Below are 22,039 nucleotides of genomic sequence, written 5' to 3' on the forward strand. Positions count from 1 at the left end.
TGCCGGACTCGGCGTGGGCTGACAACGCCTGGATGGCGTTGTTCAGACTATCCCTAGCGGCCTCGTGCGCAAATGCAAACGCCCGGGCAGGCCCGGGCGTTTGCGTGAGTGGCCATGCGCGCCGGCTCAGTCCCGTGGCGGCGCCGTGGTCAGCGGGGCCTCGCCGAGGGTGTCCGCCTCGGTCTGTTCGGTTGCCAGGCGCGCGCGGTCGTGCGCATGGTCGCGGGCCAGGTACAGGTAGAACGCCGGCAGCACGAACAGGGTGAACAGGGTGCCGATGGTCATGCCGGAGGCGATCACCATGCCCATCGAGAAGCGCGAGGCCGCGCCTGGGCCCTTGGCCAGCAGCAGCGGGATCATCGCGAACACCAGCGCGGCGGTGGTCATCAGTACCGGGCGCAGGCGGATGCCGGTGGCCTGCTCGATCGCCTCGCGCTTGGACAGGCCCTGCTCCTGCAGCTTGTTGGCGAACTCCACGATCAGGATGCCGTGCTTGGAGATCACGCCGATCAGGGTCACCAGGCCCACCTGGGTGTAGATGTTGATGCTCATCCCGGGGAAGGCCTCGATCCCGGCGAACTGCAGCACGTTGGCCACCAGCGCCAGCACGTTCAGCGCCAGCAGCGCGCCGCTGATCGCCATCGGCACCGTCAGCAGCATGATCAGCGAGTCGCGGAAGCTCTCGAACTGCGCGGAGAGCACCAGGTAGATCACGATCAGCGCCAGCACCAGGGTCAGCAGCATGGCCGAGCCTTCCTGCTTGAACTGCCGCGATTCGCCGGCGTAGTCCACGCTGTAGCCCTGCGGCAGCACGTCCTTGGCGGCCTGGTCCAGGATCGCCAGCGCCTCGCCCTTGGTCACGCCCGGGCGCGGCGCGAAGGTGATGGCCACCGCGTTGAGCTGCTGGAAACGCTTGAGCGACTGCGGCTGGGTGCTCTCCTTGAGGGTGACGAGGGTGGACAGCGGGATCAGCTGGCCGTCGCGGGTGCGGGTGTAGTAGTTCTCGAGGTCGTGCGCGTTCAGCCGGCGCTCGCGCTCGACCTGCGGGATCACCCGGTAGGAGCGGTTCTGCATCGAGAACAGGTTGGTGTAGCCGCCGGCCAGCATCGCCGACATGTCGGCGGCGAGGGTGCGCATGTCGATCCCGAGGGTGGCGGCCTTGTCGCGGTCCACCACCACCTCGATCTGCGGCTTGTCGATCTTCAGGTCCTTGTCGAGGAAGATGAAGCGGCCGCTGGCGCGGGCCTTGGCCAGCACCGCATCCGCCAGTTCGGATAGCTGCGACAGGTCGCCCACGCCGCCGATGATGAACTCGCCGCCGCTGGCGCCGCCGCCGGCGCTGGGCAGCGAGGGCGGCACCAGCGAGAACACGTTGAGGCCGGTCACCTGCGAGAGCTTCGGCTGCAGTTCCTGCTGCAGCACCTGGTTGGTGGAGCGGCTGCGCTGGCTCCAGGGCTTGAGCACGAAGCCGCCCATCGCCATCGGGCTGGCGCCGCCGCCACCGCCGCCGAAGCCGCCGTTGAACAGGAAGTAGTCCTGCACCTCCGGGATGCCCTTGGCGATCCGGTTGATCTCGGCGGTATAGCGCTCGACGTAGTCGAGGGTGGCGGTGGGGTCGGCGCTGGCGACCGAGAAGATGAAGCCCTCGTCCTCCAGCGGCGCCTGTTCCTTCGGCGCGGTGCTGTACAGGAACACGCAGCTGACGAGCACGATCAGGCCGAATGCGGCGATCACCGACCGGGTTTCCAGCGCGCCGTGCAGGCGCCGCTGGTAGGCATGGCGCAGCGCCTCGAACCGCCGATCCAGCCAGTCTTCGAGCCGGCTCTTGGGGTGCTCGGGATCGTGCGCCTTGAGGATGCGCGAGCTCATCATCGGGGTGAGGGTCAGTGCGATCACGCCGGACAGCAGCACCGCGCCGGCCAGGGTGAACGCGAACTCGGTGAACAGCACCCCGGTCAGGCCGCCCTGGAAGCCGATCGGCAGGTACACCGCGACCAGGGTGGTGGTCATCGCCACCACCGGCCAGGCCAGCTCGCGCGCGCCGCGGATGGCGGCGTCCAGCGGCGTCATGCCTTCCTCGATGTGGCGGTGGATGTTCTCCAGCACGATGATCGCGTCGTCCACCACGATGCCGATCGCCAGCACCATCGCCAGCAGGGTGAGCAGGTTGATCGAGAAGCCCAGCACCAGCATCAGGAACAGCCCGCCGATCAGCGACAGCGGGATGGTCACCGCCGGGATCAGCACGCTGCGCAGCGAGCCCAGGAACAGGTAGATCACCACGATCACGATCACCAGCGCCTCGACGATGGTGCGGATCACCTCGTTGATGGCGTCGTTGATCGCCTGGGTGCTGTCGTACGGGATGGTGGCGGTGATGCCCTGCGGCAGCTGCGGCACGATCTGGCTGTCCCACAGCTTGCGCACGGCGCGGATCACGTCCAGCGAGTTCGCGTCCGGGGCCACGTAGATGCCCATGAAGGTGGCGGCCTCGCCGTTGATGCGCACCGAGGTGCCATAGCTCTCCGAGCCCAGCACGACATCGGCCACATCACCCAGGCGCACGATCGCGCCGTCCTGCTCGCGCACGATCAGGTTGCGGAATTCTTCTGGGCTGCGCAGGTCGGTGCGCGCGGTCATGTCGATCGCCACCATCTGGCCCTTGGTCGAGCCGACCGCCGCCAGCACGTTGTTTGACTGCAGCGCGTTGCTGATGTCGCTGCCAGTGACCTTGAGCGCGGCCATCTTCTCCGGCTTGAGCCAGATGCGCATGGCGAAGGTGCCGGCGCCGAGGATCTCGGCGCGCTGCACGCCGGGCACGGTCACCAGCTTGGGCTGGATCACCCGGGTCAGGTAGTCGCTGATCTGGTTGTTGGTCAGCGAGGTGCTGGCGAAGGAGACGTACATCGCCGCGATCTGCTCGCCCTGCTGCAATTCGATCACCGGGTCTTCCGCCTGACGCGGGAGCTGGCCGCGCAGCTTGTTGACCTTGGCGCTGATCTGGGTGAGCGCCTGGTTGGGATCCTTGTCCAGCCGGATGTAGGCCTGGATGCTGCTGACCCCGGCCGAGCTGGTGGAGGCGATGTAATCGATGCCCTCGGCGCTGGCGATCTCGCGCTCCAGCGGCGTGGTGATGAAACCCTGGATCAGGTTGGCATCCGCGCCGTAATAGACCGTGGTGACATTGACCACCGCATTGCGCAGTTCCGGGAATTTGCGCACGTTGAGTTCGCTGGAGGCGCGCAGGCCCAGCAGCAGGATGAACAGGCTGACGACCATCGCCAGCACCGGCTTCCGGATGAAGATATCGGTGAATTTCATGGGGGCGTCCTGGTGGCAGGGTGGGAGAGGTGGCGGTCTCGGGCGCGCAGGCCGCGCGCCCGCCTCGCGGGCCTCGCCCTTACCTGTTCTGCACCTGCGGATGCAGGTCGGCGGCCGGCTGCACGCTGTTGTTGATGGTCACCTCGGCGTCGTTGCGCAGCTTCAGCAGGCCGGAGGTGACCACCGTCTCGCCGGCTTTCAGGCCGTCGCTGACCGCGATCAGGTCGCCGCGGGTGGCGCCGGTCTTGACGAAGCGTTGGGTGACGATGAACTTGTCGCCGGTCAGCGGCTTGCCCTGCATGTCGGTCTCGCCCGGCTTGCGCGCGGTCTTGGTCACCACGAACACACTGTTCCCGTAGGGGTTGAAGCTGACCGCGGTCTGCGGGATCACCACCACGTCCTGCGCCTCCCCGAGGTTGAAGCCGACCTTGGCGAAGCTGCCGGGGCGCAGCACGCCGTCCGGGTTGCGCAGGGTGGCCTGGGCCTTGAAGTTGCGGGTATTCGGATCGACCAGCGGGTCCATCGCGGTCAGCGTGCCTTCGAACACCTTGCCGGGCAGCGCGTCCACGCTGGCGGTGACCGCCATCCCGGTGGACAGCTTGCCGGCCAGCTGCTCGGGCAGGCTGAAGTTCACGTAGATCGGGTCCAGCTGCTGCAGCGGCACGATCGTCCCGCCCGGGGCCACGTACTGGCCGAGGTTCACCTGGCGGATGCCGAGCACCCCGGAGAACGGCGCGCGGATGGTCTTCTGCGCGATCAGCGCCCGCTGCGCCTCGGCCTGCGCGCGTGCGCTGGCGGCGGCGGTCTGCTTCTGCTGCACGTCGTCCTTCGACACCAGCTGGTCCTGGCCAAGCCGGGTCCAGCGCTCGGCCTGCACCTGCGCCAGCGTCGCCGCGGCGTCCAGCGCCTTCAGGGTGGCTTCTTCGTTGGCGGTGTTCAGGCGCACCAGCACGTCGCCGGCGCGCACCGGCTGCCCGGCCTGGAACTCGATGCTGCGGACCACGCCGCCGGACTCGGTGGTGACGTTGGTGCCGTTTACCGCGACCAGGGTGCCGACCGCCTGGTTGTCGCTGTTCCAGCGCTCGGTCTTCGCGGTGAAGGTGCTCACCGCCACCGCCGGCTGCGGCATGTGGTCGAAGAAGTCATTGGTCTTGCGCGCGAACACCGCCTTGACCAGGAACACGCCGCCGAACACGACGAGCACGCCGGCCAGCATCAGGATCCAGCGCAGCGGGACATTGGGCTTGGAGCGGGAGGGGGTGGGGGACATGGGTGGGTTCCCGGGAGGGCGGAAGAGGGGCGCGCAAGGGTAGCACGCTTAGTGAACTTTCCGGTACACATATTCCCGGGCGCGCGCGGGCCTTTACGCAGGGTCCCGGCGGCCGGATCGCTGGAGACAAGATCACCAGACACAAAAACGCCCGACAGCGGGGCTGCCGGGCGTAAAACGCGCCGAACCGGAGGGGGATCGTGTCCGGCGGTATTCCGGAGGGGGAATAGGGGCTTACTTCGCGGCCTTGGCACCGGCCTTGGCGGCCTTCTCGACCTCGGCCTTGACCTGGGCGCCGGCCTGCTCGAACTGGCTCTTGGCCAGCGCGCCGATCGCCTCGTTGGTCTTCAGGGTATGCGCGAAGGCCTCCTGGGCGGCGCCCAGGCTGCGCTCGGCATTGGCTCGTGCGACCTGCAGGCCCTTCGGCCACACCGTCTTCAGCGCCTCGGCGTCGCGCACGCCCACCAGCTCGCCGGCGAAGGCGAAGGTGGCGTTGATGTTCTCCTCGAGCGCGGCCATGTGCAGGCCGAACGCCTTTTCGGCATTGGCCAGGGCCAGGCGGTTGACGTTGGCAGCGGCTTCGGCGAACTGGCCGGCGGCCTTGCTGAACTGCTCGTTGAGGTTGAACTGGTACATGGCGGTCTCCTGCGTGGCGATCCGGCAGGCATTGCCGGTTTGTGCGGTGCAGCATAACCGGGGTTTTGTTGCGATGCAACATGCCTGCTGCCCGCGCCGACGGACGGTCGTCCGGCGTTCAGGTGCGCACCGCGATGGCGGGCGCGGATCAGCGCTGGCGCAGCCGCTGCGGGGCGTCCGGGGTCGGCTCGGGGATGGCCTGCGGGCCCGCCACCGCGCGCGCCAGTGGCGCCAGGTAGTGCAGGGCGCGGGTATAGACGTTGCGCTTGAACGGCACCACATGCGCCAGCGGGTACCAGTAGTCCACCCAGCGCCAGTCGTCGAATTCCGGGGTGGTGGTCAGGTCCAGGCGCAGGTCGCGCTCGTGGCCGCGGAAGCGCAGCAGGAACCACACCTGCTTCTGGCCGATGCAGACCAGCCGGTCGCGGTGGCGGATCGCGTGCGGCGGCAGCCGGTAGCGCAGCCAGCCGGGCGTGGCTCCCAGTACCTCGACATGCTCCGGCAGCAGCCCGGTTTCCTCGCGCAGCTCGCGGTACATCGCCTCCAGCGGGGTCTCGTCGGTGTGGATGCCGCCCTGCGGGAACTGCCAGCCGTCGCGACGCACCCGACGCGCCCAGAACAGGTGGCCGTCTTCCTGCATCAGCACGATGCCGACGTTGGGGCGGAAGCCGTCCGGATCGACCACGAGGCGGACTCCTTGCAACAAGCGATGGCCCGACTGTGCCAGCCGCCGCCGGGGCGGGCAAGCGCCCGCGCGATGAATTGACGCGGGCCGGGAGGATCAGGATAATGCCCGGCTCCGCGTTGGCTATGTAGCTCAGCCGGTTAGAGCACAGCACTCATAATGCTGGGGTCGGTGGTTCGAGTCCACCCATAGCCACCAACGCGCAGCCACTCCCAACCCCGCGGATTTGCGGGGTTGTTCGTTTCCGGCCCCTCGTGGCCCCGGCTCCGGCGTGCTCGCATGGACATCTACAAGACCTTCACCCTCGAAGCCGCGCACCGGTTGCCGAACGTGCCGGCCGGGCACAAGTGCGCGCGCCTGCACGGGCATTCGTTCGGGATCGAACTGCACGTCAGCGGCGAGCCCGGGGCCGAGACCGGCTGGGTGATGGATTTCGCCGACCTCAAGGCCGCCTTCCAGCCGCTGTACGAGCAGCTGGACCACCACTACCTCAACGACATCGAGGGCTTGGAGAATCCCACCAGCGAGCGCCTGGCGGTCTGGATCTGGGAGCGGCTGAAGCCACGGGTACCGCTGCTGTCGGCGGTGGTGGTGCGCGAGACCTGCACCTCGGGCTGCCGCTACAGCGGCTGACCGGCGGGCCGGGGCGCGGAGGCTGCGGTCAGGCCGGCGCCTTGCCGGCAGCCTGCTGCCCCTGCAGCGCTGCGCGCACGCGCGCGAACTCGGCGACGATGGCGGCCACCGCGGCCGAGGGCTCGGTCAGGGTGCCGTCGCGCGCGCCGTGCTCGAGGTCGCGCGCGGCGTTCGACAATGTGGTCGCGCCGACGTTGGCGCTGGACGATTTCAGGGTGTGCGCGGCCACCCGCAGCGCGATCGGGTCGTTGGAGACCGCGGCGCGCTCCAGCTGCGCGATCAGGCGCGGCGCGTCTTCCAGATACACCGCGATGATCTTGTCCACTTCGGCGCCGAGGACTTCGCGCAGCTCGCCCAGTACCCCGCTATCGAGCACCGGCGGCGAGCGTTCCGCCAGCTCGGCGGGCGGCGGCAGGCTGTCGGGCACCGGCATGCGGGTGCCGCGCCAGCGCGCGATGCATTGCTCCAGCTCGGCGCGGGTGACGGGCTTGGCCAGATAGTCGTCCATGCCGGCGTCCAGGCACTTCTGGCGGTCGCCGGCCATCGCGTTGGCGGTCATCGCCACGATCGGCATGCGCCGTGCGGTCGGCCGCTGCTGCTCGATCTCGCGCCATTTGCGGGTGGCGGCATAGCCGTCCAGCACCGGCATCTGGCAGTCCATCAGCACCAGGTCGTAATCGCCGCCTTCGAGCTTCTCCAGTGCCACCTGGCCGTTGCCGGCGGTGTCGCACTCGGCGCCCAGCACCTGCAGCAGGCGCTGCGCCACCATCAGGTTGACCGGGTTGTCCTCGACCAGCAGCACGCGCGGCGCCCGCGTGCTCTCTGTCTGGCCGGCGGCCGCACCGTGCTTGGCCGGAGCCGGATGCGGATCGTGGTGCGCCCACGACACCCCGGAGGCGGACAGCGCCGCGCGCAGGTCGGCATCCTCGACGTTGCGCGGGATGATGGTGGCCGAGAGCGGCAGATCCAGGGAGGTGACGTCGTCGCCGCGCAGGTACACCAGACGCACGTCGCCGTACTGCTGGCGGCGTTCCATGTTGCGCGCCAGCGACAGCGCGGTGCTGCGGATGCTGGAGAGGTCCGCCAGCACCACCGAGAAGGTCCACGGCTCGCCCTGCGCATGCGCCTGGCGCAGGCGCTCCAGCGCGTCGTGGGTGTTCTCCACGGTGGTGACGCGCAGGCCCCAGTTCGGCAGCAGCATGGTCAGGCGCATGCGCAGCCGCGCATCGGTGGTGATCAGCAGCACGCGCCCGCCGTGCAGGTCTTCCTGCTGGGTCGGCATGTCGCCGGCGACCTTCAGCAGCGGCACTTCGAACCAGAAGGTGGAACCCAGCCCCGGCTGCGACTCCACCCCGATCTTGCCGCCCATCAACGCCACGATGCGCTGCGAGATCACCAGCCCCAGGCCGGTGCCGCCGTACAGCCGGGTGGTGGAGGCATCGGCCTGGCTGAACGGCTGGAACAGCTTGTCGCGGATCGCCGGCTCGATGCCGATGCCGGTGTCCTGCACCTCGAAGCGCAGCAGGTGCTGGGCCGGGGTTTCGCCGATCCGCTTGACGGTGACGGTGACGCTGCCGCGCTCGGTGAACTTGATCGCGTTGCTGACCAGGTTGCTGATGACCTGGCGCAGCCGCACCGGGTCGCCGCGCACGGGCAACCGCACCGAGGAATCGATGTACAGGGTCAGGTGCAGGTTCTTGGCGGCCGCCGGCCGCTCCATCAGCGTGATCACACTCTGCAGCAGCTCGCGCAGGTTGAACGCGGTGGTCTCCAGCTCCAGGCGGTCGGCTTCCAGCTTGGAGTAATCCAGGATGTCGTCCACGATCCGCAGCAGCTGCTGCGCCGAGGCGATCGCGGTGCGCAGGATCTCCTGCTGGTCCAGGGTCATGCGCGAGCTGGTCAGCAGGTCCAGCATCGGGATGATGCCGTTCAGCGGGGTGCGGATCTCGTGGCTCATGGTGGCCAGGAACTCGCCCTTGGCCATCACCGCCGCCTCCGCCGCCTGCTTGGCGCGGGTGAGCTCTTCTTCCAGCTTGGTGTGGCGGTCGATCTCCCGCTGCAGCAGGCTGATTTCCTCCACCTGGCGCCGGGTCTGCTCGGCCTGTTCGCGCAGCTCCAGTTCCCGATTGCGCGCGGTGAGCGCATAGGTGGTGCTGGCGAACAGCGCGAGCAGGGCGAGGATCAGGGCGATGATCTGCCACGGGCCCTGCACGCCCAGCTGCTCCACCACCAGCGCCAGCGCCGCGCCGGCCGCCGCGCCCAGGGCCATCCAGCGGGCACTGGCAAGGGTCAGGCCCGAGCCGCCCGCCGTGCTCACAGGGTGGCGCTCCGGAAATCGAATTCCAGCGCCTGGTCGGGGTGCTGGACCAGGTTGCCCTGGATGAAGTCGATCCCGGCCACCCACAGCGCGGCCGCGGCCTGCGGGTCTTCCACCGCCTGCCCGATCACCTGCAGGCCGAGCCGGTGCGCGCGCTCGATGATCACCCGCATTTCGTCCTGCAACTCCGGCGGCAGCGGATGGCGGGCGAATTCGGCCGACAGCCGCAGATAGCCCAGCGGCAGCTCCTGCAGCAGCTGGTTGGCATCCTCGTTGCTGCGGAACTGGCTGAGGCAGAACTGCACCCCGGCCGGCACCAGCTGCTCGCAGACCTGGTGCAATAGCACCACGTGGATCACCGCATCCTCCAGGCGCAGATCGATCACCAGCGAGGGGCCGTCCACCGCATGGCGGTCCAGCGCCTCCTGCAGCCAGCCGACATAGCTGTCCTGGGCGAGGGTGCGCGGCGACTGCGAGACGAACAGGCGCAGCGGGCGGCTCTCGGCCCGGCGCTTCTGCAGCAGTTGCAGCGCGTTCTCCATCACCCAGCGATCGAGCTGCGGCATCAGCCCGCTGGCCTGCGCCGCGGGCAGGAACTCGGCGGCCTTGCGCACGTTGCCGTCGGCCCCGGTCATCCGCAGCAGGACCTGGAACTGGGCCTCGTCGCCGCCGGCCACCGCCACCACCGGCTGGAACGCCAGGTACAGGCCCTGCCCGCCCGGCGCCAGCGCGGCGCGCAGCTCCTGCACCACGTCGCCATCGGCGGTGGTGTCGGGCGGCGTGTAGGCCGCGATCCCCACCGGCGAGGCATGCGCCTCGCGCGCCGCGTCCTCGGCCGCGGCCAGTGCGGCGCCGGCATCCACGAAGCCGTGCTCGTAGGTGGTGTAGCCCAGGGTGCAGCGCAGCCGCAGCGGTTCGCCGTCCACCTGGAAGTCGTGGTAGCCGATGCCGTCGCGCAGGCGGCGCACGAATGCGTCCAGCGCCTCGCGGTCCAGGCCCTTGGCCGCGATCAGAAAGACGTTGTCGCCGAGCCGGGCAGCGGGATGCTCGCCGGTCAGGCTGCCTAGGAAGCGCCCGGCGTCACTCATCAGGGTTTCGAAGGCGGCATATCCGTAGCGGCCGCGCAGGGCGACCGCATTGCCGGTTTCCACCAGCACCGCGCCTCCAGGCGCGCCGCTGGCCAGTTGTGCCGCCAGTGCCTTCATCAGCGCAGGGCGGGTATACAGCCCGGTCACTGGATGGCGGTCGGATTCGGCCGGGGCCTGGCGGCTGCTCAACAGCGCGCGCGCGCGGCGCACGCGGCTCTGCACTGCCACGATCAGATGGCGCGGACGCACCGGCTTGAGGATGAAGTCGTCGCCGCCCTGCTCCAGCACTTCCAGCTGGCGCTCGGGGTCCTGGTCGCCGGTCAGGAACACCACTGGCGTGTGTTCGAAGCGCGCCAGCTCGCGGATCTGGCGGGTGAGCACGGTGCCGCTGGTGCCGGGCAGGTGCAGGTCCATCAGCACCAGGTCCGGCGCGAAGCGCTCCACCGCCTCCAGCACCCGTTCCGGCACCGCGACCACTTCCACCTGCATCCCGGCGCCGCGCAGGATCGCTTCCGCGAACACCGCCTGGCTGCGATCGTCCTCGACGATCAGCACGCGGTAGGGAAGGGCATCGACGGCGGCCGGGTCCTGCAGCGTGCTCATGCGGGGTTCCCCGCGACCGGCGCAGGAAGGAGGGCGGAAGCATTGACGATGCGGGAGTCCATCGGGCGGGGCAGCACGTCCATATTTGGTGATTCTGACGCAAAACGCGGGGAATGGAGGTCGCCGGCGCACGTCGGCGCCGCGCATTCCGGCGGGGGTCGGGGCCAGTCTATACGCCAATTTGGCTTGACGCAGTGATCGCGGCGATGCGATACCCCCCTGAATGCCGACCTCTCCGCTGCCATCGCGCCCGCGCCCCGGGCATCCGCGCCTGGCGCGCGCGCTGCTGGTCGCCGCGGCCCTGCTGCTGGGCCTGTGGGGCGCCTGGCGCAGTTTCGCCCCGCAGCCGGCCAATGCGCGCGAGCAGCTGCAGGCGCAGGCGCGCCGGATCGCGACGCTCGAGCAGCGCAACGCGACCCTGGCCCTGGCCGACCGCATCAGCCGCGAGGCCAACGCCCGCCTGCAGGCGACCCTGGCCGAGCGCGACGAGGAGATCGCCGCGTTGCGCGCCGATGTCGCCTTCTACGAGCGTTTCGCCGGCAGCGCCCAGCGCCGCGGACTGGGGGTGCACGCGCTGGTACTGCAACCGCAGCGGGACCCGCAGCTGTGGCACTTCACCGCCACTCTGACCCAGAACATCAACCGCGGGGTGGTCAATGCCGGCCGCCTGCAGCTGCAGGTGGAAGCTAGCGACGGGCGCCACCTGCGCCGGCTGGAGTGGCCGGCCCTGGCCGCGCCGGCCGCCGCCGCGGGCATTCCCTACGCCTTCAAGTATTTCCAGCAGGTGGAAGGCGACCTGGTGCTGCCGCGCGGCAGCAGGCCGGTGCGGGTGGTGGTGCGCCTGCTGCCCGAGAACGGCGCACCGCTGGAACAGGCGTTCCCGTGGTCGGCGGTGGTGGCCCCGGCGCAGTCCGGGGAGGAGTGATCGCAGGGCCTCCCCGATCGCATCCTCGGGTTGAATCCACGCCGCCCGCGCCCCATGCTGTTGGCATGGATCTGCCCCTGCTCGAACCCGCCGCGCCGCCGCTGCCGCCCGCATCCCCACTGCGTTTCACCGCCGCCGCCGCGGCCAAGGTGCGCGAACTGGTGGCGGAGGAAGGCAACCCGGCGCTCAAGCTGCGGGTGTACATCCAGGGCGGCGGTTGCTCCGGCTTCCAGTACGGCTTCGAGTTCGACGAGGGCCAGGAGCCGGACGACCTGGCGATCGCCACCGACGGCGCCACGCTGCTGGTGGATCCGCTCAGCCTGCAATACCTGATGGGCGCCGAGGTCGATTACAGCGAATCGCTGGCCGGCGCCCAGTTCGTGATCCGCAACCCCAACGCCAAGACCACCTGCGGCTGCGGCAGCAGCTTCACCGTATGACCGCGGCCCCGGCGCCGCCGGCGTGCCCGTTCGCATTCGTGGACGGCGCGCTCGACCGCGCCGACCACCTGCGCAGCGACCCCGAGGCCCTGGCCGCGCTGTGGCCGCAGGCCGGGGTGATCGCGCTGGACGCACGCGGGCAGGCGCCGGTGGATGCCCGCGGCCAGCTGCTGGAACTGGCCGCCGCCGCGGTGGCCGGCGGTCCGCAAGAGTGCACTTTCCTCGGCCTGCGCGAAGGCCGCGCCTGGTTCCTGGCCGAAACCGCCGCGCCCACGGCCGCCGGCTGGCTGGACCTGCGCAGCGCCGCGGCGCAGTGGCCGGCCTGGCAAGCCACCCTGTTTGCGCAGGCGCGGGCGCTGCAGCACTGGCACCAGCGCCACCGCTTCTGCCCGGCCTGCGCCGGCCCGCTGCGGTTCGCGCGTGGCGGCTGGCTGGGCGTGTGCGATGCCTGCGGCAGCGAGCACTACCCGCGCACCGACCAGGCCATGATCGCGGCCATCACCGACGGTGAGCGCCTGCTGCTGGCGCGCCAGGCCAGCTGGCCGCGGCGGCGCTGGTCGGTGCTGGCCGGCTTCGTCGAACCCGGCGAGACCCTGGAGCAGACGGTGGTGCGCGAGGTGATGGAGGAAACCGGCGTGCGCGTGCACCTGCACAGCGCGCGCTACCTGGCCTCGCAGCCGTGGCCGTTCCCGGGCGCGCTGATGCTCGGCTTTCTTGCCCAGGCCGAGCCCGATCCGCCGCAGCCGGGGTCGGAGATCGAAGCCGCGCGCTGGTTCAGCGCCGAGGACGTGCGCGCGGCGCTGGCGCGCGACTGGAACGATGCCGACGGCCCCGGCGACGACATCGTGCTGCCGTCGCCCATCTCCATCGCCCGCCACGTGATCCGCGCCTGGCTGGACGAATACGACGCCGCCCGCGCCGGCTAGACTGGCGGCCATGGCCATCACCCTGCTCGCGGTCGTCATCGCCCTGGCCCTGGGCCACCTGGCGCCGGGGCTGGCGGCCCGCGTGCGTCGCTTCGAGGCCTACCGCGACTGGCTGCGCTGGCCGGGGCAGCGCCTACCGGCGGCGCTGTACCTGCTGCTCGCCCTGGGCCTGCCCGTGCTGGCGATGGGCGTCCTGCAGCTGGGCCTGCGCCCGTTCGGCTGGGGCCTGGCCAGCCTGCTGCTGGGGATCGTCGTGCTGTTCTGGTGCTGGGGCCCACGCGATCTCGACCGCGACGTGGCGGCGGTGCTGGCCGCGCCCGATCCGGCCGGCCGGCGGGCCGCGGCGGCGCGCCTGTGGCCCGCCGGCGGCGCCCCGGCGGACGCCGCGGCCTGCGTGGAGGCGGTGTTCCGCGGCGCGCAGCGGCGCTGGTTCGGGGTGCTGTTCTGGTTCTGCCTGCTGGGCGCGGCCGGCGCCCTGCTGTACCGGCTGGCGGCGCTGGCCGCGGAAGACCAGGCCGAGGCGGTGCCGGGCCCCGTCCGGCCGTTTGTGCGCACCCTGCTGGCACTGCTGGACTGGCCGGTGACCCAGCTGATGGTGCTGGCGCTGGCGGTGGTCGCGGATTTTTCCGCGGTGGCCGCGGCCTGGCGCATGCCCGGCGCGTTCGGACTGCAGGCTGGCCTGCTGGATGCCGCAGCGCGCGCCAGCGTGCGCACCGACATCGCCGAGGAAGTCGCCGACTACACCGCCGAAGGCATCGCCGCCGAGGTGGCGTTGACCGAGGTGTTCGGCCCGCTGCCGGAACTGCGCGAGGCGATGAACCTGGCCTGGCGCGTCCTGCTGCTGTGGCTTTCGGTGCTGGCCCTGTTCGTGGTGGCCGGCTGGGTGGGTTGAGTCCGGCCGCGCGCCGAATGCGCCGTTCGCCCTGGGCCTGTCGAAGGATGAACGGGGCTTGCTGGCCCGTCCGTGGTTCGACAGGCTCACCACGAACGGGAGTTGCGGGCTCGCCGTGAACCGGATTCCGGGCTCACCGTGAACGGGAATTGCGGGGGGCGCTGCGGAGGCGGGATGACGCCGCCCTACGCCGCGTCCCCGCGCAGGGCGCGGACCTGGGCTTCCAGCAGGGCGGCGCTGGCCTGCGCGCCCGGAATCGGCGCGCCGGCGACGACCTCGATCCGCGCGCGCAGCCGGCGTGGCAGGCGCATGCGGCCCAAGCGCCCGCTTTCGGCAGACGCGCTGCGCCGGCTCCACATGCTGCCCCACATGTTGCGCAGCGCCAGCGGCACCACCGGCACGTCCTGCCCGCGCGCGGCGGCGCGTGCGAGGATCTTCTCCACGCCGGACTTGAACGGCGCGATCTGCCCGTCCTTGGTCAGCGCGCCTTCCGGGAAGATGCACACCAGCTCGCCCTCGGCCAGCGCCGCGTCCACCGCGTCGAACGCGCGCTGCATCACCTCCGGGTCCTCGCGCGCGCCGGCGATCGGGATCGCCTTGGCGGTGCGGAAGATCCAACGCAGCACGGGGATGTTGAAGATCCTGTAATACATCACGAACCGTACCGGGCGCGGGATACAGGCCGAAAGGATCAGCGCGTCCATGTAGCTCACGTGGTTGCACACCAAAAGCGCCGCGCCCTCGTCCGGCACGTGGTCTTCGATGCCGTGCAGCTTCAGCCGGTACAGCGTGCGCACCATCACCCAGCTGAGGAAGCGCATGAAGAACTCGGGCACGATGGTGAAGATGTAGAGCGCCACCAGCGTGTTGGCGATGGCCAGCGCCAGGAACACCTGCGGGATCGTCCAGCCGAGGAAACGTTGCAGCGCCAGCCCGATGATCGCCGCGGCGACGATGAACATCGCGTTCTGGATGTTCATGCCCGAGATCACCCGCGCCAACTCGTTGCGCGGCGTGCGGCTCTGGATCAGCGCGAACAGCGGCACCACGAAGAAGCCGGTGAACAGGCCGATCCCCACCAGGTCGGCCATGATCCGCAGGCTACCCGGCGCGCGCACGAACTCCAGCACCGACAGCCCGTGCGCCAGCGCCTGCCCGGGCCGCGCGAAGTACAGGTCGAGCAGAAAGGCGCTGATGCCGAACGCGCCCAGCGGCACCAGGCCGATTTCCACCGTGCGCCCGGACAGCTTCTCGCACGAGATCGAGCCGATGCCGACGCCCACCGAGAACAGCGCCAGCGCGAAGATGTACAGCGCCTGGGTGCCGCCCAGGTTCGCCTGCGCATAGACCGGCAGCTGCGCGGTGAGCACGGTGCCCACGAACCAGAACCAGCTCACGCCCAGCACCGCGTTGCGCACCGCCAGCTGCCGGCGCGTCAGCTGCCAGATGCGCCAGGACTCGCGCAGGATGTTCCAGTCCACCTTCAGGCCCGGGTCGCCGGCATCCACCTTCGGGATGCGCCGCGCCAGCGTGTTGCCGGCGATCGCCAGCAGCACCACCGAGGCCGCCGCCAGCTGCGGGCCGTGATCGCCGGCCAGCTGGAAGACCGCGCCGCCGTAGATCATCCCCAGCAAAATCGCCACCGAGGTGCCCATCTCCACCAGCCCGTTGCCGCCGGTCAGTTCCTCCGGCTTCAGCACCGAGGGCAGGATCGAATACTTCACCGGCCCGAACAGGGTGGACTGCAGCCCGGTGCCGAACAGCGCCACCAGCAGCACCGGCATGCTCTGCAGCAAAAAGCCCACCGCCGCCAGCGACATCACCGCGATCTCCATCGAGGTGGTGATCACGATGAGCTTCTGCTTCTCCAGCTTCTCCGCGATCTGCCCGGCACTGGCCGAGAACAGGAAGAACGGCAGGATGAAGAGTGCCGGCGCCAGGTTCGCGTACAGCCCCATTTCGGCGCTGTCCACCGCCATGTACGCCAGCAGGCCGATGATCGCCTGCCGGTACACGTTGTCGTTGAACGCGCCCAGCGCCTGCACCGTGAAATACGGCAGGAAGCGGCGCTGCCGGAGCAGGTCGAACTGCGAGTGGGCCATGGCATCCCCCGGATGGATGCGCGGAGGATAGCGGAAGCCGGCGTCAGTACCCGCCGAAGCTGCCCGCGGCGCCGGGGAACACCACCGGGCTCTCGCTGCCGTCCTTCGCCACCGCGGCCACGCCGAAGAAGTAGTCGTCGATCACCACGTCGTGCAGCGTGGCGGTGGTGACATCGCCCACCCAGCGGCCGTGCGTCCACTGCGGGTCGGTGGTGAGCCGCCAGTACACCCGGTAGCCGGCCAGGGTGGCGGCCTGCGCGGCGGGCGGGCGCGTCCATTTCAGGGTGGTGTCGGCGCTCACCGCGCCCTCGATGCGCACGTCCGCCGGCGGCGGCGGCGCCGAGGCCAGGCCGGCCAGCGCCACCACGTTGAGCGCGGTGAGCTTGGCGGCGTAGGGGAAATCCACGCCGTCGATGGTGTCCCCGTAGCGGCGCCCGTTTTCGGTGCGCACGTCCTGGTGCTGGCGGTCGTAGTGCTCGTGCGCTTCCATCACCCGCACCGCCGGATAGCCGGCCTCGTTGAACGGGCGGTGGTGGCCGCCGCGACCGAAGCGGTCCAGCCGGTTGACCAGCATCACGTCGAGGTTGGGCACGTGCTCGGCCATGCGCGCGATGTAGCGCGCCAGGTTGCGGCTGGGCGAATCCAGCTCGCCGCCGGTGAAGCGGCGTTGGCGCGCTTCCTCGGCGGTTTCGGTGGCGCGCGTGCCCTCGGAAAACACGCGCGCGGTGTGGTTGTCGATCACGCCGTCGATGCCGGCGATGTTGCCGATCATGTCGTTGTTCAGCACCGCCTCGATCCGCCAGCCCTGGCGCTTGGCCTCCTCGGCGAGGAACTTGCCGCCGTACAGGCCCTGCTCCTCGCCGGACAGCGCCGCGTACACGATGGAGCCGGCGAAGCGCTGCCGGCTCAACACGCGCGCGGCTTCCAGCACGCCGGCCAGGCCGCTGGCGTTGTCGTTGGCGCCGGGCGCATCCGAGGTGGCGTCCATCACGTCGCTGGCGCGCGAGTCGATGTCGCCGCTCATGATCACGTAGCGGTTCGGGTCCACCGTGCCGCGCTGGATGGCGATCACGCTGACCACCTCCACCGGCCCCGGGATGCGCGGCTCGCCCTGCACGGTGCCGCTGACGTAGCGCACCTCCAGGCAGCCGCCGCAGGCCTTCGAGATGCGGGTGAACTCGTCGAACACCCAGCGCCGCGCCGCGCCGATGCCGCGCGTGGGCGAGGTGGTGTCCGACAGCGTGTGCCGGGTGCCGAAGCCCACCAGCGTGCGCACGTCGCGCTCGATGTTGGCCGCCGAAGGCGCGCGGCCCAGGGCGTCCAGCAGCGGCAGGTCGGCCGGTGGCGGCGTGGATTGCGCGCTGGCGGTGGCGATGGCGGTACCCAGCAGCAGCGGAATGAAGGTGCGCATGGCGATGGCAGGAAGCGGATGGATGCATGGAGGATAGCCGCAGTCGCGCGCCCATTGCGGGCCTGCGGCGATGGCCGGGCGTGGTGGGCGGAATCAGGATGCCGTTCGTGGTGAGCCTGTCGAACCACGGGCGGCCTCCCGCGAGTGCGTGCCCGCCATGCTGCGCCTGCCAGCAACGCAGCCCGCAAGCCATGCCGCGATCCCAGCGCAAACCGGAGCCGTGACCGGCTATCCTCACCGGGGGAGGGACAAGGAATGCCACTGAGCCTCAACGAGATCCGCGAGCGCGCCCGCGCGTTCGCCAGGGAATGGGCCGGGGAAACCAGCGAGCGCGCCGAGGCGCAGAGCTTCTGGAACGAGTTTTTCAACGTGTTCGGCGTCAACCGCCGGCGCGTGGCCGTGTTCGAGCAGAAGGCCGCCCGCTTCAGCGGCAGCCAGCACGGCCGCATCGACGTGTTCTGGCCGGGCGTGATGCTGGCCGAGCACAAGAGCGAGGGCCGCGACCTGGACGCCGCGTTCGAACAGGCCACCGACTACTTCGCCGGGCTGAAGGACGCCGAGCTGCCGCGCTTCGTACTGGTCTCCGACTTCCAGCGCTTCCGCCTGCACGACCTGGAAACCGGCGAGCGCACCGACTTTCCGCTGGCCGAGCTGCACAAACAGATCGGGCGCTTCGGCTTCATCAGCGGCTACCAGAGCCGCAGCTACAAGGAAGAAGACCCCGTCAACGTGCAGGCCGCCGAGCGCATGGGCAAGCTGCACGATGCGCTGAAGGCCGCCGGCTACGACGGCCACGCGCTGGAGCTGCTGCTGGTGCGGCTGCTGTTCTGCCTGTTCGCGGACGACACCGGCATCTTCCCGCGCCAGAGCTTCCACGAGCTCATCGCCCAGCGCACCAGCGAGGACGGCGCCGACCTCGGGCTGTGGGTGGGGCGCATCTTCCAGGTGCTCAACACGCCGCCGGAGAAGCGCCAGACCACGCTGGACGAGCAGCTGGCGGAGCTGCCCTACGTCAACGGCAAGCTGTTCGAGGAAACCCTGCCGCTGGCCGACTTCAACGCGCAGATGCGCGGCCTGCTGCTGGATGCCAGCCTGCTGGACTGGAGCCGCATCAGCCCGGCCATCTTCGGCGCCATGTTCCAGTCGGTGATGGACGCCAAGGCCCGCCGCAACCTGGGCGCGCACTACACCAGCGAGAAGAACATCCTCAAGCTGATCGGCCCGCTGTTCCTGGACGAACTCAAGGCCGAGCTGGACAAGGCCGGCCATGACGAAAAGAAGCTGGCGCAGCTGCACCGCAGGCTGGCCACGCTGACCTTCCTCGACCCGGCCTGCGGCTGCGGCAACTTCCTGGTGATCGCCTACCGCGAGCTGCGCGCGCTGGAGCTGGAAATCCTCAAGCGCCAGTTCGCCACCCAGCAGTCGGTGCTGGCGCACGTGCAGGACCACGTGCTGGTGGACGTGGACCAGTTCTACGGCATCGAGATCGAGGAGTTCCCCGCGCAGATCGCGCAGGTGGCGATGTGGCTGATGGACCACCAGATGAACCTGCGGGTGTCCGAGCAGTTCGGCGAGAACGTGGTGCGCCTGCCGCTGAAGAAATCCGCCACGATTGTCCACGGCAACGCGCTGCGGATGGATTGGAACGACGTGGTGCCGGCGGAGAAGCTGCACTACATCCTGGGGAATCCGCCGTTCGTGGGAAAGAAGGAGCAGAACGCGGAGCAGAAGGCCGATATGGCGGCCGTGTTCGCGGGCGTGAAGGGCGCCGGCGTTCTGGATTTCGTCTGCGCGTGGTATCTGAAGGCCGCGCAGTACATCGACGGCCATCCCGTGCGCGTCGCGTTCGTTTCCACCAATTCCATTACCCAGGGCGAGCAGGTCGGCATCCTATGGGCGGAGCTGTACCGGCGCGGCATGCACATCCAGTTCGCCCACCGCACGTTCAAGTGGAGCAACGAGGCGCGTGGGAACGCGGCGGTGCATTGCGTGATTATTGGGTTCGGTGCTGAGCCCCTACGCGCGGCTTCGCTGTATGACTACGAGCGTGTGGATGGCGAGCCGCAGTTGCTGGATGCGGAGCGCATTAATCCCTATTTGGTGGATGCGCCGGAAGTATTCCTCATGAAGCGCGGTGCGCCTTTATGTGCAACGGCTCCCGCGATGAATTACGGCAGCATGCCGATTGATGATGGTCACCTGATCCTGAGTGATGACGAGTACAGGCAGGCGCTTGCCGACGAGCCGGCAATCGCGCCGTGGATTCGTCCTTATTTCGGTGGCGACGAATTCATCAATGCCGGCGCGCGCTGGTGCCTGTGGCTGGTGGATGCGCCGCCGGCAGCCATCAAGCAGTCACCGTTCCTGCGCGCACGGATAGAAGCGTGCCGTGCATTCCGCGCTGGAAGCGGAAGGGCCACCACCCGCGAGCTGGCGAAAACGCCGGGCCTGTTCGGGGAAATCCGGCAGCCGGCCAGCCGCTATCTGCTGCTACCAAAAGTATCTTCCGAGAACCGCGCATACATCCCTTGCGGTTTCCTAAGCCCGGATGCCATTGCCAGCGGCACCAGCCTGGTGGTGGCGGGCGCCGGGCTGTACGACTTCGGCGTCATCACCTCACAGATGCATATGGCGTGGATGCGTGCAGTCGCGGGAAGATTGGAAAGTCGATATCAGTACTCTGCCGGCATCGTCTACAACAACTTCCCCTGGCCCGAGCTGGGCGACGACGACAAACACCACGCCGCCATCGCCGCCGCCGCACAGGCCGTCCTCGACGCCCGCGCGCAGTTCCCCGACGCCACACTGGCCGACCTCTACGACCCGCTGACCATGCCGCCCGCGCTGGTCAAAGCCCACGCCGCGCTGGACAAGGCGGTGGACGCCGCCTACATCGCCGCCGAAAAAGCCGCCGGCCGCAAACCGCCGAAACTCTCCACCGACGCCGAACGCGTGGCCTTCCTGTTCCAGCGCTACCAGGCCCTGACCAGCCTGCTGCCGGCGGCGAAGCCGAAGAAGCCACGCAAAACAAAGGGGGCTGCATGAGCCAGCACGATACCCTCGTCACCGAGTACATCGAGCGCATGTCCGGCGCCATTCTGGACGATCGCTATCGTCCGCAGCTTGCCGAATTGATACGTGGCCATTCCGGCATCTACGCGCTCTACAAGGACGACACGCTGTACTACGTGGGGCTAGCGGTGGACTTGCTGCGGCGGGTGGATCAGCACCAGAGTGATCATCATCGCGGGGCATGGAACCGCTTCAGCGTGTACCTCACCGCGCGCGACGAACATCTGAAGCCGCTGGAGTCGCTGCTGTTGCGGGTCTACAGCCCCAGCGGGAACAAGCAGAGTGGACGGCTGCCGGGGGCCAGCGATCGCAAGCGCGCGCTGGCGCAGGCTATGAAGCGGCGCGACGACAGCTTGCGGGCGGCCGCGCTGGGCAGGGCGTCCCACATGCCGACCGCACGCAAGGCCACATCGCCACGTCCTGTGACGACTGCCCGGTCCACCCGCCGCGAGGCAGCATTCGCCGCACTGCCGCGACCACTCCATTTGCAGGCCGACTACAAACGCCAGTCCTATCGCGCCACGCTGCTCCGCGACGATACCGTCAAGCTGGATGGGGTGATCTACCCGTCACTCAGTGCGGCGGCCGTGTCTATCGTCAACCGCAGCATGAACGGCTGGTGGTTCTGGAAATACCGCAACAGCGATGGCAACTGGGTGCGGTTGGTCGATCTGGGCACGGACGCGGGCTGATTGATCTCGTGATCGCGCCGCTCGCTAGGCATGAACGCATTTCGCGCGCGCGCGCACCTGAGTTCGGGAGAACACGGACGTGCTAAATACCCTGATACCAAGCGTCATCCTGCTGGGCCTGGTGTTCGTTCCGCTGGGCATCGCCATCGCTGCCATGCTGTGGCAGCGGCGTTGGGAGCAGCGCAGTGACCGCCGTTCGCCCATCAGCGAGCGCCTGCTGCACCAGGCTGGCGCGCAGGCGCGCCAGAAGATGGACGCGCTGGGCGATGACATGATGGAGCGATTGGCCCAGCTGATGCTGATCGGTCCGCTGGCGATGCTGGTCATCCTGCTGCCGCGGGTGCGCTGGGACAGACTTCAGCTCGGCTGGCTCAATTGGCTGGTGATTGCGGGCGCCACGGCATGGGTCGCGTGGCTGGTGCGCAGCTTCACCCAGTTGCGCCGCCGCCGCCGGCAATGGCGCGAAGGCATGCTGGCGGAAATTGCCGCCGCGCAGGAGCTGGACCGGTTGCAGGCCGAGGGCTGCTTCGTGCTGCACGATGTTCCCGCTGGCGATTTCAATATCGACCATGTGGTGGTGGCGCCGCACGCGGTATTTGCCATCGAGACCAAGTCGCGCCGCAAACCGGGGAAAGGAAAGGCGTCAGCCAACGTCGGGTATGACGGTACATGCCTGCAATTCCCCGGCTGGAAAGAGACTCGCCCGATAGAGCAGGCCCGCGCCATCGCGGACTGGCTGGCCAAGTATCTGCGCGATAAAACTGGCGAGCCCGTGGTGGTGCATCCCGTTGTGTGTTTGCCCGGTTGGTTCGTCTCGTTGGTAAAAGGCAGCGCTGGCGCGGCGGTGCGCGTCATCAATCCGAAAATGAAGTCGTTGTTCCTGGATGCGGGCGCCGCGCCGCTGCTTACGCCGGCTCAGCGTAACCGCATCGTGCATGCGCTGAGCGAGCGCTACCCCGAGTTGACGGAATGATTCTTTCAAGCCGCCCGGAGACACACGATCCTTGCCGCAAGCAGTGCTTGTGC

The 22,039-nt window shown here is 69.2% G+C and carries 15 protein-coding genes, 1 tRNA gene and 1 pseudogene; 9 read left to right on the plus strand and 8 right to left on the minus strand.

Translation table 11 applies throughout. From position 1 onward, the window contains the following. Nucleotides 1-126 precede the first annotated feature (126 nt). From EDC34_RS09670 to EDC34_RS09685, 4 genes and pseudogenes are all read right to left on the minus strand, one after another. Nucleotides 127-3,321 carry an efflux RND transporter permease subunit gene (locus EDC34_RS09670; RefSeq protein WP_114960669.1) on the minus strand — a complete coding sequence of 1,065 codons (3,195 nt, stop codon included), beginning with the start codon at nt 3,319-3,321 and terminating at the stop codon, nt 127-129. Between the two features lie 79 nt (nt 3,322-3,400). Beyond that, on the minus strand, nt 3,401-4,591 hold the full coding sequence (locus EDC34_RS09675; protein WP_114960668.1) for an efflux RND transporter periplasmic adaptor subunit: 1,191 nt from the start codon (nt 4,589-4,591) through the stop codon (nt 3,401-3,403). A gap of 234 nt (nt 4,592-4,825) precedes the next feature. Further along, the gene (locus tag EDC34_RS09680) at nt 4,826-5,227 is read right to left on the minus strand and encodes a phasin family protein (protein WP_114960667.1); all 402 of its coding nucleotides are present in this window, start codon (nt 5,225-5,227) and stop codon (nt 4,826-4,828) included. 193 nt (nt 5,228-5,420) lie between these two features. Continuing rightward, nucleotides 5,421-5,912: pseudogene (locus EDC34_RS09685) on the minus strand (RNA pyrophosphohydrolase); the annotation flags it as partial. A 121-nt stretch (nt 5,913-6,033) separates the two neighbouring features. Here EDC34_RS09685 and EDC34_RS09690 point away from each other — a divergent pair. Continuing rightward, a tRNA-Met gene (locus EDC34_RS09690) sits at nt 6,034-6,110 on the plus strand. 81 nt (nt 6,111-6,191) lie between these two features. Next, entirely contained in the window at nt 6,192-6,545 is a 354-nt protein-coding gene (gene queD / locus EDC34_RS09695; protein WP_114960665.1) for a 6-carboxytetrahydropterin synthase QueD, read from the plus strand. 28 nt (nt 6,546-6,573) lie between these two features. Here queD and EDC34_RS09700 read toward each other — a convergent pair whose 3' ends face one another. Together EDC34_RS09700 and EDC34_RS09705 are read right to left on the minus strand one after the other, a co-directional pair. Continuing rightward, nucleotides 6,574-8,814 carry an ATP-binding protein gene (locus tag EDC34_RS09700; RefSeq protein WP_114960694.1) on the minus strand — a complete coding sequence of 747 codons (2,241 nt, stop codon included), beginning with the start codon at nt 8,812-8,814 and terminating at the stop codon, nt 6,574-6,576. A 44-nt stretch (nt 8,815-8,858) separates the two neighbouring features. Further along, entirely contained in the window at nt 8,859-10,553 is a 1,695-nt protein-coding gene (locus tag EDC34_RS09705; RefSeq protein ID WP_162797709.1) for an EAL domain-containing protein, read from the minus strand. A 223-nt stretch (nt 10,554-10,776) separates the two neighbouring features. On the opposite strand from EDC34_RS09705, the gene EDC34_RS09710 reads away from it, so the two are divergent. From EDC34_RS09710 to EDC34_RS09725, 4 genes are all read left to right on the plus strand, one after another. Next, on the plus strand, nt 10,777-11,478 hold the full coding sequence (locus EDC34_RS09710) for a DUF6776 family protein (protein WP_240311116.1): 702 nt from the start codon (nt 10,777-10,779) through the stop codon (nt 11,476-11,478). Nucleotides 11,479-11,543: 65 nt separating this feature from the next. Continuing rightward, nucleotides 11,544-11,918, plus strand: a complete 375-nt coding sequence (erpA, locus tag EDC34_RS09715) for an iron-sulfur cluster insertion protein ErpA (RefSeq protein WP_114960663.1) — start codon at nt 11,544-11,546, stop codon at nt 11,916-11,918. Then, a complete protein-coding gene (gene nudC / locus EDC34_RS09720) occupies nt 11,915-12,844 on the plus strand; it encodes an NAD(+) diphosphatase (RefSeq protein ID WP_114960662.1) in 930 nt (309 codons plus the stop codon). Before erpA ends, nudC begins: the two co-directional genes overlap by 4 nt. A 10-nt stretch (nt 12,845-12,854) precedes the next feature. Next, nucleotides 12,855-13,736 (plus strand): hypothetical protein, encoded by an 882-nt coding sequence (locus tag EDC34_RS09725; RefSeq protein WP_114960661.1) that lies wholly within the window; start codon nt 12,855-12,857, stop codon nt 13,734-13,736. A 185-nt stretch (nt 13,737-13,921) separates the two neighbouring features. Here the strand turns inward: EDC34_RS09725 and EDC34_RS09730 are convergent, their stop codons facing one another. Next, nucleotides 13,922-15,838, minus strand: coding sequence for an MFS transporter (locus tag EDC34_RS09730; RefSeq protein ID WP_114960660.1), 1,917 nt, complete (start codon nt 15,836-15,838; stop codon nt 13,922-13,924). 43 nt (nt 15,839-15,881) lie between these two features. Beyond that, nucleotides 15,882-17,249, minus strand: a complete 1,368-nt coding sequence (locus EDC34_RS09735) for a M28 family metallopeptidase (protein ID WP_114960659.1) — start codon at nt 17,247-17,249, stop codon at nt 15,882-15,884. Nucleotides 17,250-17,504: 255 nt separating this feature from the next. Here EDC34_RS09735 and EDC34_RS09740 point away from each other — a divergent pair, with 255 nt between their 5' ends. From EDC34_RS09740 to EDC34_RS09750, 3 genes are all read left to right on the plus strand, one after another. Then, complete coding sequence (locus EDC34_RS09740) at nt 17,505-20,294, plus strand: DNA methyltransferase (protein WP_114960658.1); 2,790 nt, start codon at nt 17,505-17,507, stop codon at nt 20,292-20,294. After that, nucleotides 20,291-21,013, plus strand: coding sequence for a hypothetical protein (locus EDC34_RS09745; protein ID WP_114960657.1), 723 nt, complete (start codon nt 20,291-20,293; stop codon nt 21,011-21,013). The genes EDC34_RS09740 and EDC34_RS09745 overlap by 4 nt, the downstream gene beginning before the upstream one ends. A 79-nt stretch (nt 21,014-21,092) precedes the next feature. Next, complete coding sequence (locus tag EDC34_RS09750; protein WP_132982883.1) at nt 21,093-21,986, plus strand: nuclease-related domain-containing protein; 894 nt, start codon at nt 21,093-21,095, stop codon at nt 21,984-21,986. Nucleotides 21,987-22,039: the final 53 nt, after the last annotated feature.

The sequence above is a fragment of the Thermomonas haemolytica genome (genome assembly GCF_004346265.1).
GTDB classification, from domain to species: Bacteria; Pseudomonadota; Gammaproteobacteria; order Xanthomonadales; family Xanthomonadaceae; genus Thermomonas; species Thermomonas haemolytica.

What these genes read in the sequence shown, in the direction of transcription:
- EDC34_RS09675 (WP_114960668.1), bottom strand. Translation starts at nt 4,591, where the DNA reads ATGTCCCCCACCCCCTCCCGCTCCAAGCCCAATGTCCCGCTGCGCTGG.
- queD (WP_114960665.1), top strand. Translation starts at nt 6,192, where the DNA reads ATGGACATCTACAAGACCTTCACCCTCGAAGCCGCGCACCGGTTGCCG.
- EDC34_RS09680 (WP_114960667.1), bottom strand. Translation starts at nt 5,227, where the DNA reads ATGTACCAGTTCAACCTCAACGAGCAGTTCAGCAAGGCCGCCGGCCAG.
- EDC34_RS09710 (WP_240311116.1), top strand. Translation starts at nt 10,777, where the DNA reads ATGCCGACCTCTCCGCTGCCATCGCGCCCGCGCCCCGGGCATCCGCGC.
- EDC34_RS09745 (WP_114960657.1), top strand. Translation starts at nt 20,291, where the DNA reads ATGAGCCAGCACGATACCCTCGTCACCGAGTACATCGAGCGCATGTCC.
- EDC34_RS09730 (WP_114960660.1), bottom strand. Translation starts at nt 15,838, where the DNA reads ATGGCCCACTCGCAGTTCGACCTGCTCCGGCAGCGCCGCTTCCTGCCG.
- EDC34_RS09740 (WP_114960658.1), top strand. Translation starts at nt 17,505, where the DNA reads ATGCCACTGAGCCTCAACGAGATCCGCGAGCGCGCCCGCGCGTTCGCC.
- EDC34_RS09725 (WP_114960661.1), top strand. Translation starts at nt 12,855, where the DNA reads ATGGCCATCACCCTGCTCGCGGTCGTCATCGCCCTGGCCCTGGGCCAC.
- nudC (WP_114960662.1), top strand. Translation starts at nt 11,915, where the DNA reads ATGACCGCGGCCCCGGCGCCGCCGGCGTGCCCGTTCGCATTCGTGGAC.
- EDC34_RS09670 (WP_114960669.1), bottom strand. Translation starts at nt 3,321, where the DNA reads ATGAAATTCACCGATATCTTCATCCGGAAGCCGGTGCTGGCGATGGTC.
- EDC34_RS09735 (WP_114960659.1), bottom strand. Translation starts at nt 17,249, where the DNA reads ATGCGCACCTTCATTCCGCTGCTGCTGGGTACCGCCATCGCCACCGCC.
- EDC34_RS09700 (WP_114960694.1), bottom strand. Translation starts at nt 8,814, where the DNA reads ATGGCCCTGGGCGCGGCGGCCGGCGCGGCGCTGGCGCTGGTGGTGGAG.
- EDC34_RS09705 (WP_162797709.1), bottom strand. Translation starts at nt 10,553, where the DNA reads ATGAGCACGCTGCAGGACCCGGCCGCCGTCGATGCCCTTCCCTACCGC.
- erpA (WP_114960663.1), top strand. Translation starts at nt 11,544, where the DNA reads ATGGATCTGCCCCTGCTCGAACCCGCCGCGCCGCCGCTGCCGCCCGCA.